At 64.9% G+C, this 9,822-nt stretch carries 11 protein-coding genes; 5 read left to right on the top strand and 6 right to left on the bottom strand.

The features are described from left to right. On the bottom strand, positions 1 to 1,085 hold a 1,085-nt coding region (locus GY769_03505), incomplete at its 3' end, for an aspartate kinase (protein MCP4200979.1). A gap of 216 nt (positions 1,086 to 1,301) precedes the next feature. On the opposite strand from GY769_03505, the gene GY769_03500 reads away from it, so the two are divergent. Further along, positions 1,302 to 2,576 (top strand): DEAD/DEAH box helicase, encoded by a 1,275-nt coding sequence (locus GY769_03500; GenBank protein MCP4200978.1) that lies wholly within the window; start codon positions 1,302 to 1,304, stop codon positions 2,574 to 2,576. 9 nt (positions 2,577 to 2,585) lie between these two features. Here GY769_03500 and GY769_03495 read toward each other — a convergent pair whose 3' ends face one another. After that, positions 2,586 to 3,920: a sodium:alanine symporter family protein gene (locus tag GY769_03495; GenBank protein ID MCP4200977.1), complete on the bottom strand. Its 1,335-nt coding sequence runs from the start codon at positions 3,918 to 3,920 to the stop codon at positions 2,586 to 2,588. Positions 3,921 to 3,966: 46 nt separating this feature from the next. Next, complete coding sequence (locus GY769_03490) at positions 3,967 to 4,182, bottom strand: RND transporter (protein ID MCP4200976.1); 216 nt, start codon at positions 4,180 to 4,182, stop codon at positions 3,967 to 3,969. A 56-nt stretch (positions 4,183 to 4,238) separates the two neighbouring features. On the opposite strand from GY769_03490, the gene GY769_03485 reads away from it, so the two are divergent. Continuing rightward, positions 4,239 to 5,327, top strand: a complete 1,089-nt coding sequence (locus GY769_03485; GenBank protein MCP4200975.1) for a hypothetical protein — start codon at positions 4,239 to 4,241, stop codon at positions 5,325 to 5,327. 7 nt (positions 5,328 to 5,334) lie between these two features. Here the strand turns inward: GY769_03485 and GY769_03480 are convergent, their stop codons facing one another. Both GY769_03480 and GY769_03475 read right to left on the bottom strand, forming a co-directional pair. Further along, positions 5,335 to 5,562 (bottom strand): MbtH family NRPS accessory protein, encoded by a 228-nt coding sequence (locus GY769_03480; GenBank protein ID MCP4200974.1) that lies wholly within the window; start codon positions 5,560 to 5,562, stop codon positions 5,335 to 5,337. A 436-nt stretch (positions 5,563 to 5,998) separates the two neighbouring features. Continuing rightward, entirely contained in the window at positions 5,999 to 6,394 is a 396-nt protein-coding gene (locus tag GY769_03475; protein MCP4200973.1) for a DoxX family membrane protein, read from the bottom strand. A 198-nt stretch (positions 6,395 to 6,592) separates the two neighbouring features. On the opposite strand from GY769_03475, the gene GY769_03470 reads away from it, so the two are divergent. Then, positions 6,593 to 7,801: an alpha/beta fold hydrolase gene (locus GY769_03470; GenBank protein MCP4200972.1), complete on the top strand. Its 1,209-nt coding sequence runs from the start codon at positions 6,593 to 6,595 to the stop codon at positions 7,799 to 7,801. Positions 7,802 to 7,867: 66 nt separating this feature from the next. Here the strand turns inward: GY769_03470 and GY769_03465 are convergent, their stop codons facing one another. Beyond that, on the bottom strand, positions 7,868 to 8,074 hold the full coding sequence (locus tag GY769_03465) for a hypothetical protein (GenBank protein MCP4200971.1): 207 nt from the start codon (positions 8,072 to 8,074) through the stop codon (positions 7,868 to 7,870). 182 nt (positions 8,075 to 8,256) lie between these two features. On the opposite strand from GY769_03465, the gene GY769_03460 reads away from it, so the two are divergent. Together GY769_03460 and GY769_03455 are read left to right on the top strand one after the other, a co-directional pair. Next, positions 8,257 to 9,333 (top strand): peptidase, encoded by a 1,077-nt coding sequence (locus tag GY769_03460; protein ID MCP4200970.1) that lies wholly within the window; start codon positions 8,257 to 8,259, stop codon positions 9,331 to 9,333. Positions 9,334 to 9,368: 35 nt separating this feature from the next. After that, positions 9,369 to 9,713: a hypothetical protein gene (locus GY769_03455; protein MCP4200969.1), complete on the top strand. Its 345-nt coding sequence runs from the start codon at positions 9,369 to 9,371 to the stop codon at positions 9,711 to 9,713. Positions 9,714 to 9,822: the final 109 nt, after the last annotated feature.

The following is a 9,822-nucleotide window of genomic DNA, read 5'->3' as shown; positions in this document are numbered from 1 at the left end:
GCGAAGCAGATGGAGTGTTCACTCGAGCCCTGGGTGATCAGAATGACGCTCACTCCGCGCCGGGCGAGGGCGCCGAAGAGCCTCATCGCGACCCCCGGGACGCCGACCATGCCGTCCCCCTCGAGTCGCGCCATCGCCACCCGGTGAATCGAGGTGATGCCACGAACCGGATAGTCCTCGGCAATTACTTCGTCCGACTCGTCGCTGACCAGGGTGCCGGCACTCTCCGGCTGGAAGGTGCTCTTGATCCACAGCGGGATGCCGCAAGTGCGCACCGGGTGAACACTCGGTGGATGGACAACCTTGGCGCCGAAGTGGGAAAGCTCCATGAGCTCGTCGTAGCGCAGTCGCCGAATGGGGCGAGCGTCCGAGACCATGCGGGGGTCGGCGCTCATCACGCCGTCGACATCCGTCCACAGCTCGACCGCCGCGGCGCCAACGGCCACAGCCACTACGGAAGCGGTGAAATCCGATCCGCCCCGCCCCAGCGTCGTGGTCTCACCCTCGGCGGTCGCGCCGATGAATCCCGTGACAACCGGAACGGCGGTGGTGCCGTCGAGCCGCTCCTGAATGCGGGCACGAGTGGCGCCGACGTCCGGCCGCGCACGACCGTGGCCCGCATCGGTCACGATCAGCTCGCGTGCGTCAACTCCGATCGCATCGGTGCCGAGACGGCGCAGCGCGGCCGCGACGATGGGCGCGGACAGAAGCTCACCGCAGGCGAGGATCCGATCGAGACTTCTCGCACTCACCTCTCCGACCAGCCCTACACCTTGGAGAACCTCCAGCAAGCCGGCCAGAACCGATTGGATCCCGGCTTCCAGCTCTTCGTGTTCCTCTACGTCGGCAACCGCCCGCGCGGTTTCGAGATGACGCTGTTCGAGCTCGGCGACCCGACCGGCGACGTCCTCGGACTGCCGCCGAGCGGACTCCGCCGCCTCGCCGAGCCCATCGGTCACGCCGCCCAGGGCCGACACCACCACCGCCACCTCGTCCTCGGCCCTTGCCGAGCGCACGATCTCGGCCACTCGCACGATGCGATCGGCCGTCGCCAGCGACGAGCCGCCGAACTTGAGGACTCTCATGACAGCCGATTCTCTCCCATGGCGCGATCCGCGGGAACCTGCTACAGTCGCGCCACTTCGCCGAGACTCGATCGGCCAACGGCGCACAGCAGGATCTGCATCCAGGATCGCGCCGCACGTATCTACCCCTATCTACAGCTGTTGTGTGGGGAGGAAAGCGGACGACCGACTGTCGTCAAGACGACGACCCGGTGCACCGCAGAGAGAGAACCACGCATGTCCAACACCAACCCATCCCACACACAGATAGACGGGTTCGCCCACTTCGAGCTCGACCCGACCCTTCACCGCGGTATCGCGGCGGCCGGCTTCGTCGAACCACGACCGATCCAAGAGCAGGCTATTCCCGCCGCCCTCGAGGGCCGCGACGTGCTCGGCCTCGCCCAGACCGGTACCGGTAAGACAGCGGCCTTCGCGCTGCCGGTGCTCGAGCGACTGCTTGCCGGACGCAAGCCCGGTCCGCGAGTTCTGGTCCTGGCGCCGACGCGCGAGCTGGCCGCACAGATCAGCAACGAGATACGGACCCTGGCCAGCTTCACGCGCATCAAGGTGGCCACCGTCTTCGGCGGCGTCTCGGCCCATCACCAGCGCAGAGCCCTGGCCGCGCGGCCCGAGATCGTTGTCGCCTGTCCCGGCCGGCTACTCGACCTCATGCAACAGGGCGTCGTACGCCTCAATCGGATCGAAACCCTGATCCTCGACGAGGCCGACCACATGTTCGACATGGGTTTCCTGCCGGACATTCGCCGGGTGCTCGCCGCACTGCCGGAGGACCGGCAGAATCTACTGTTCTCGGCTACCATGCCCCCCGAGATTCGCAGCCTGGCCGACCGGATTCTCCGCGATCCGCAAGTGGTCGACGTCGCCCACCGCAAACCCCTGACGACAATCGAGCACGCTCTCTACCCGGTGGAGGGCACGCGAAAACTGGCCCTGCTCGAGCACATCCTCGCCAAGGACGGGACTTCCTCGGCCATCGTCTTCACCCGTACCAAGCATCGCGCCCGGCGCCTCGCTCAGCAACTCGGCCGAACCGGTCACCGCGCCGTGGCCCTGCAGGGCAACATGTCTCAGGGCCAGCGGGAGCGAGCCATGGACGGATTCCGCAAGCGCCGGTTCGACGTTCTCGTGGCGACCGACATCGCGGCGCGAGGTATCGACGTCCAGCAGGTGTCTCACGTCGTCAACTTCGACATGCCCAATACAACGGATGCCTATACGCACCGCATCGGACGCACCGGGCGTTCCGATCGCCAGGGCAAGGCCTACACCTTCGTGACCGCCGAGGACCGCAACCTGGTGTTCCAAGTCGAGAAGAGACTCGGAGCGCCGATTCCGCGACGACAGGTCGAAGGCATCGAGAGCATCCATTTTCCGCAGGCTCGTCCGAGCGGCCGGCCTGCGCAGTCCGACTCGAGAACCGCCACCGGACCTGGCAAGATCAGGAGTCGACGTCGCCCGCGCGGCCGGCGTTACGGCGCCGGCCGCTAGCAAGCCGCTCTAGTCGCGCTCTTTGACGAGCGCTCCGCGCACCAGGAGCATGCGCCCGACTTCGCCGCCCAGAACCACCAGGGCGATGAGGTTGGGAATCGCCATGACTCCGTTGAGAAGATCGGCCCAGGCCCAGATCGCGCGCGCCCCGGCCGCGGCGCCGCCCAGGATGGCGAGGCAGTAGAGCATCCGGTACGGCAGTCGAGCCTTCGGTCCGAACAGGTAGGCGGCGCACTGCTCGCCGTAGAACGCCCAGGAGATCAGCGTCGAGAGTCCGAACAAGATCGAGGCCGCCAGCACGATCCATCCTCCGGTCTCGCCGAGCCCGGCAGCAAAGGCAGACGCGGTGAGAGCGGTCGAATCGAGGCCCGAGCTCCAAACGCCGCTGGCAAGGAGCACCAATCCGGTCGCGCTCGAGACGATCAGGGTGTCGAGCAGAACACCGAGCATCGCGACCTTCCCCTGCCGGACCGGATCATGCGTCCTCGCCGAGGCATGGGCGATCGGCACCGAGCCGGTTCCGGCCTCGTTCGAGTAGACGCCGCGGGCGACACCGAAGCGAAAAGCCTCGCGAACTCCCGCGCCCAGAAAGCCGCCGGTGGCGGCGATCGGGCTGAAGGCATGCTCGAACACCAGCCCAAGAGCTGGCAGGAGCTGCTCACGAAAGACGAAGAGCGCCGCCCCGGCTCCGGTCAGATAGAGAAGACCCATGACCGGCGCCAAGACCTCCGACGCCACAGCCACCGTGCGCACGCCACCGAGAACCGCCACCGCGGTCAGGGCCGCGACCGCCAGGCAGGCCGTGAACGGGGCCCATCCGAGCTGGGCGCCGACGACCGAGGCGATCGAGTTGCTCTGGACGGTAGTGGTGGCGAGCAGCGTCTTGAGGGCCATGCCGACCGCGAAGAAGGCCGCCACGCGCGGCCATCCCAGGCGGTCACGAAGGTAGTACATCGGGCCGCCCACCCAGAGCCCGTCCGCCGACTTCTTGCGGTAGCGCACCCCAAGTACCGATTCGGCAAACATGGTTCCCATGCCGACTACGCCCGAAATCCACATCCAGAAAAGGGCACCCGGGCCACCGGCCGTGATGGCGGTCGCGACACCGGCGATGTTGCCGTTGCCGACGATACCGCCGACGGCGGTCATGAGCGCCGCCCACGGGCTGATGTCGCCTTCGTCTCCGGTATCCGGTCTCCTGAGAAGCGCTCCCAAAGCCGCGGGCAGCTCGCGCAGTTGCACGACCCGCAGGCGGACGATCAGGTAGAGGCCCGTCCCGAGCACTAGAAACAGCATGGGTGGCCCCCACAGCCAGTCGCTCGCGGTGCCGATCCAGGTGCTCATCCGGCGCCTAGGATACCCTCCGCGCCCGGGGAGCTCCCCGCGATGACTAGCTCTTCGTTGCCGCGCGCATGCCCTTGAGAATCAAGAGCAACCAGGGCGCGGCATGGAGCAGCAGGTCGAACCAGTCGATCGCCCGAACCAACCGGCCCTCGGCCAGCATCTGGATCTTCTCGACGAGATGCGGCGGCGTAAAAGGCGCCAGCCCGATCGTCAGACAAAGCAGGATGACGATCGACCAGGGGATCGAGTCCAGCCACATCATCGGTACCAGGATACAGGGCAACCGAGAGGAGTGGGATCACGGGCTAGGATGAACGCATGGCGGCATGCTCGATTGCCTACTTCGTCACGCCGCACGGCTTCGGCCATGCGGCCCGGGCGGCGGCGGTCATGGCGGCACTCGGCCGGCGCGAGAGCGACATCAGCTTCGAGATCGTGACCACGGTCCCGACGTGGTTCTTCGCTCAGTCGCTCTCGGTGCAGCACCGAGTACTGCCGGTAGAGTGCGACGTCGGGCTCGTTCAGATCGACCCGGTCCGCGAAGACGCCCGGGCTACGGTCACGGCTCTCGAGAGGTTCTGGTTCGGGCTCGACGAGGCGGCAGAGAGCCTCGCTCGAGGCTGGAGTGAATCACCTCCTCGAGTCGTGGTGAGCGACATCTCGCCGTTGGGAGTCGAGGTCGCCCGCCGACTCGGTGTGCCTTCGGTTCTGGTCGAGAACTTCACCTGGGACTGGATCTATGATGCCTACCTCGACAGCGCGCCGAGGCTTCTCGAGTTCGCCGAGCGCTGCGCCGAGCTGTCGGACACGGCAACGCTCCACATTCAATGCGAGCCGGTGTGCCAACCACTCGGCGCAGCGACGCGCGTCGGCCCGGTGAGCCGGACCGCGCGAGCCGGAAGGACCGAGACCCGGCGAGCCGTCGGACTCGAGGATACCGACCAACGGCCACTCGTGTTCCTGACCATGGGCGGAATGGGTTGGGGGTCTGTGGCGCCCGAGCCCGGCAACGAGTCGTTCTTCGTCACCCTAGGCGGCGTCGACAGGCTATGTCGTGACAACGGCATCCTGCGCCTTCCCAACCGATCCCCGGTCTATCCTCCCGACCTGATCTGGGCGGCGGATGCCGTGATCGCCAAGCTCGGCTACAGCACGGTCGCCGAGTGCTTCCACGCCGGCGCCCGCCTCGGTTACATCGGCCGCGCGAGCTTCCCCGAGTCGCCTGTCCTGGAGGAGTTCGTCCGTCGGAACCTGCCTTCGATCGAGCTCCCTCCGAACCGACTCGAAGAGAGCGATTGGCGCCGGGATATCGAGCGGCTCCTGGTGCTTTCCACCGGGTCGGAGCGGCGGAATAACGGCGCCGACCAGATCGCGGATCTTCTTCTGGCGCTGATGTCGGACCGATGAATCCGGCCTACTTTTCGGCTCCCAACTTCTTCCGAACGCTCAAAGGGCGCATGTCCGTCCACACCTCCTCGATGTACTCCTGACACTCCAGCAATCGGCCTCCCTTGCCTGAGCTCTTCCAGCCAGTCGGAAGCTTCTCCTTGCCGGCCGGCCAGACGGCGTACTGCTCCTCGTGGTTGACGATCACCTGGTAGTCGTCCTTGCCATCCCAATCACGGACACTCAGTGGACGCATGTCCGTCCACACCTCCTCGATGTGGTCGTGGCACTCGCCCAGGGTGCCCCTCTTCCCGGTCGCCTTCCATCCATCGGGCACCGGCCAGTTCTGCGGCACGATCGAATACTGCTCTTCGTGATTGACAACGACCCGGTAGGCCATCTTCTCGAAGGCCGTGCTGGGAGCGGCAAGTGACAGCGCGATAAACGCGATGGCTGCGAATGCTACGAATCGATACATGAGGTCTCCTTTGCCCCTGATCCTATCGCTCCTATCGCCCTCAAAAGAGCGCGGTCGACTTCAGTTCACGGCGCGCCCGCGGGCAGCTGCCGGCGGCTTCATCCAGGCTGAGCGTCCGGGCTCAGCTTCTGACCGGCGGCGAGCCCGCATCCGACCTTTCACCGGCCCTCTTCTTCAATCGGAAACCGACTCAAACGCCGGCGCACTGAGGAGCTCAGTCCGGCTGGGCGCCGCCCTTCAGAACGCCCGCAAACGAGCTTCCATACGAACGGGCCAGAAAAACGCCCAGCGCGACGCTCAGAATGGGCACGAACAGCCCATCCGGGCTCGGTTCCAGGAAGACGTGAAACAGAACGATGTTGAGAACGACCGGCGCCAGAACCGTCAGCGCCAGCGGCACCCAGCGTCCGATGAGCAAGAGCACGCCACAGACGATCTCTGTGATCTTGATAACCGGAAACATGTAGCCACTCGCTGCCAGCGCCCCGAGGAAGTTGTTCGCGCCCTCAGACATCTCCGGCAACGGGATGAAGTTGAAGAACCCATTGAGTCCGAAAACGGTGAAGATCAGGCCAAGGACGATTCTCGCTCCAAGAACTGCTTTGCTCATCTGAAGCTCTCCTTTCCGAGGCGGCGCCGGCTACCGCAGTCAATGATGTCGAACGACACTCAACGCTAGCTCAGGCCTGATGCGCCGTCAAACCAAAACAGCGACGGCTGCTCCCTGAGGGACCCTCGCCCGAGCCGCCCTCAGGGGTGGCGACACGATTTCGTTTCTCTGTCAGCCTGTGCGAACTGGGCATTTGTCATGCCGCGAATCCTCCTCGTGCTGGCCGCGGTCGCCGTTCTGGCCCCGCCACCCCCGGCGCTGGCCGCCGGTTTTGAGGAAGAGATCGTCTCCTTCCCGACCCACGACGGCTTGGTGCTCGAGGGTATCGTCTCCTACCCCAAGAAGGGTGAGGGTCCGTTCCCAGCGATGCTGCTCATCCACGGCAGCGGCCTTCACGATGCCGATCTCACGATCGATGTTCCCGACTGGAACCTCACCCACGGAGAGCAGCGGCTGTTTCGTGGCTTGGCCCGCTATTTCAGTCGCCGTGGGATCACCGTGCTGCGCTACAACAAGCGGGGCGCCAGCTTCGACCACCAGGACGACCAGCCGGAGCTCCTGATCGACTCGACCCTCGAGGACCTGATTCGCGACGCCGAGAGTGCCTACACAGCGCTGGTGGACCATCCCATGGCAGACCCCCAGAGGATGGCCGTCTATGGCCACTCCGAAGGCTCGATCATCGCTCCCAGAGTCGGGCGCCGAGTCGACGGCGCCAAGCTGGTAGTGCTGGTCGCGTCGATCTCCTCGGACTTCGAGGAACTCCTGCACTTCCAGACTGTCGAGATCTTCCGCATCTTCCTTGAGCTGGCGGCGGATGAAAACGGTGACGGTTTCGTGACCCTGGAGGAGACCGACCGGCTGGACGGCAACTGGGGCCTCGGCTCGACCTGGATCGGCGGCATAGCACCGGTTCTCTATACCCTCGTCACTCGGCCTGACAACACGGTCTTTGTGAACAACCTCAACCCGAGTACCGACACCGACGGCAACGGGCGGCTGAACATCGAAGACGAGGTCCTGCCAGTGCTAGAGCGGGTCTTCCGGGACCAACTGAGGGCATGGCGCTCCGGCGCGGCCGAGGGCCGCTTGGGACAGTCGCTGTTTCGGGCGAAGCCCAATCACAAGGTGATCTCGAAAGTCCGGACCCCGATCCTCTTCTGTCAGGGTGAGCTCGATGCCCAGACGCCGGTGACGGAGACCTTGGACCTGATCGAGGCGCTGGAATCGAAGGGCCGCGACCACGAAGTGCTCCTGTTCCCCAAGCTGGGACACTCGCTGTCGAAGCCCGACGATTTCTTCAAAGAGGACGGCGGCTTGACCATCCTCGACAATCCGACGCTCAACGCAATGAAGAAGTCGACGATGCGCAAGATCTTGAAGAGGGTGAAGGCGCTTCTGCGCTAGACGGTCCGACCGGGACGCGAGTCCGGATCGGCTCGGCTCCTCTTGAAGAGGCCTCGACGACCGCCTCTAACGGATGCCCGCCGCGTCCATCTTGCGGACGAAGAAGAGCGCGTAGACGCTCAGCCCGAGGCCGCCCACCAGCGTCAAGATGCCCATCCAAAGCGTCAAGGGGTCCCGGGTGTGCTGGTAGTACCAGATCTCGCGCGCGCCAAACAGCTCGGCACTCACGATGACGATCAGGATGAAGATCAGATGAAACGTCCTGAGGGACACGAATCTCACCTCCTTCCGAGGCCAAGAACACCGCTGTTCTTAGGATAGGCGCCCTCGCTCGCCGGCGCACCGTCTCTCCGGGTAGCTCGGGCTACATCAACTAGCCGCCGACGAGGAGAAGTTGGGCTAGGGTGCGGATAGACATGGCTCGACCACATCAATCGCAACCCGGAAGAAAACCAATGACAGACGAAACACAGACTCCACCTGGAGCGATGCAAGCCGAGCCGCCGGTGTTGAGCACCACCTCGCACTGGGAGCGAAGCACGGTCCGCACCGCATGGGTTTTCGCTACGCTGTCTTTCTTCCCCTTTGCGCTCCTGGCGGTCGTGTTGCGACCCGAGCACCTCTCGCCCTGGACGCTGATGCCGGTGGCGGTCGCCGGGGCGGTCGGGGTGTACGCCGCGATGACCCGCAAGGTCCATCGCCGGCGCGCTCTGCTCGCCAGCCCCTTCCCCGGCGACTGGGAGGAGGTCCTGCAACGCGATGTGGTCTTCTTTCGCACCCTCGAGCCGGCGGAGCAAACTCGGTTCCGACGCGAGCTTCAGGTCTTCCTGGGAGAGAAACGCGTGACCGGCATCGGAACTCAGGTCGACACCACGACTCGGGTGCTGGCCGGGGCTAGCGCGATCATCCCGATCTTCGGCTTCCCCGAGTGGGAATGGGACCAGATCAACGAGGTGCTGATCTATCCTTCGCGCTTCGACGAAGACTTCTCATTCGGCAAGGGTAGGGGCAAGAACACACTGGGCATGGTGGGAACGGGCGCGATGAACCGATTGATGATCCTGGTCAAGCCGGATCTCTTGCAAGGTTTCCGCAATCCGGGCGACAAGCACAACGTCGGGCTGCACGAGTTCGCCCATCTGGTCGACAAATCAGACGGCTCGGTAGACGGCACCCCGGCCGTCGGGCTCGACCGGCAGTCGATCGGGCCCTGGATCGAGCTCGTGCGACGCAAGATGGCGGAGATCGATCGCGGGGAGTCCGACATCAATCCCTACGCCTTGACCAACGAGGCGGAGTTCTTCGCCGTCGCCAGCGAGTACTTCTTCGAGCGCCCGGGCGTGATGAAGAAGAAACACCCCGAGCTCTACACAATGCTCGAACAAGTCTTCCGGCAGAACCTCTACTCGAGGATCAGCGAGTTCGCTTCCGAGCGCAAGCGGGGACGGCCCAGCTTCGGCCGCAACTCCCCGTGCCCGTGCGGCAGCGGGCGCAAGTACAAGAAATGCTGCCTGCGACGAGCCGAAAGCTAGGACCCGACCGAGGAATCCAATCGTGGAGATACCGAATGCAGTACCACTTCGCAGCTGAAATACCCGAGAGCCTCGCCGACGAGGTGCGTCAGACGATTGATCGAGTCCGAGCCTCCTCGGCGCCCGAGGAGCATTCGAAGGAAGGCGCCGACCTCGTTCTGCGTCTGACCGAGGCCTGCCTCGATTCCTATTTCCTCAAGCCCGTCCGTGCACTCGAAGTCGGTTTCGTCGCCGAGAAAGCGACGACGGTCGGCGTCAATGCCGCCAACCGCGCGATCGGCCTTTTCGTCCGCCGCATCACCGGCGGCCTATCGGGCGATCAGGTTCTCAAACTCGCTGACCTGCTCGAGGGGATGCTGTTCGTTCGACCCGACAGCTAGTCACCCGATTCAACCGCCGCGACTCGGACTCCCGAGGAGCCTGCCGCCATGCCGAAAACGACACGCTCCAGCGAGTCGAGCCAGTGGCCGAGCTTGTTGTTGGCCCGGC

It is taken from the genome of bacterium (assembly GCA_024224155.1).
Taxonomy (GTDB): domain Bacteria; phylum Acidobacteriota; class Thermoanaerobaculia; order Multivoradales; family JAHEKO01; genus CALZIK01.
Note: the sequence above shows the minus strand (reverse complement) of the source record. Positions and strands in the feature narration are given on the sequence as shown.

What these genes read in the sequence shown, in the direction of transcription:
- GY769_03475 (MCP4200973.1), bottom strand. Translation starts at nt 6,394, where the DNA reads ATGAGCAAAGCAGTTCTTGGAGCGAGAATCGTCCTTGGCCTGATCTTC.
- GY769_03485 (MCP4200975.1), top strand. Translation starts at nt 4,239, where the DNA reads ATGGCGGCATGCTCGATTGCCTACTTCGTCACGCCGCACGGCTTCGGC.
- GY769_03480 (MCP4200974.1), bottom strand. Translation starts at nt 5,562, where the DNA reads ATGCGTCCACTGAGTGTCCGTGATTGGGATGGCAAGGACGACTACCAG.
- GY769_03460 (MCP4200970.1), top strand. Translation starts at nt 8,257, where the DNA reads ATGACAGACGAAACACAGACTCCACCTGGAGCGATGCAAGCCGAGCCG.
- GY769_03500 (MCP4200978.1), top strand. Translation starts at nt 1,302, where the DNA reads ATGTCCAACACCAACCCATCCCACACACAGATAGACGGGTTCGCCCAC.
- GY769_03470 (MCP4200972.1), top strand. Translation starts at nt 6,593, where the DNA reads ATGCCGCGAATCCTCCTCGTGCTGGCCGCGGTCGCCGTTCTGGCCCCG.
- GY769_03455 (MCP4200969.1), top strand. Translation starts at nt 9,369, where the DNA reads ATGCAGTACCACTTCGCAGCTGAAATACCCGAGAGCCTCGCCGACGAG.
- GY769_03495 (MCP4200977.1), bottom strand. Translation starts at nt 3,920, where the DNA reads ATGAGCACCTGGATCGGCACCGCGAGCGACTGGCTGTGGGGGCCACCC.
- GY769_03490 (MCP4200976.1), bottom strand. Translation starts at nt 4,182, where the DNA reads ATGATGTGGCTGGACTCGATCCCCTGGTCGATCGTCATCCTGCTTTGT.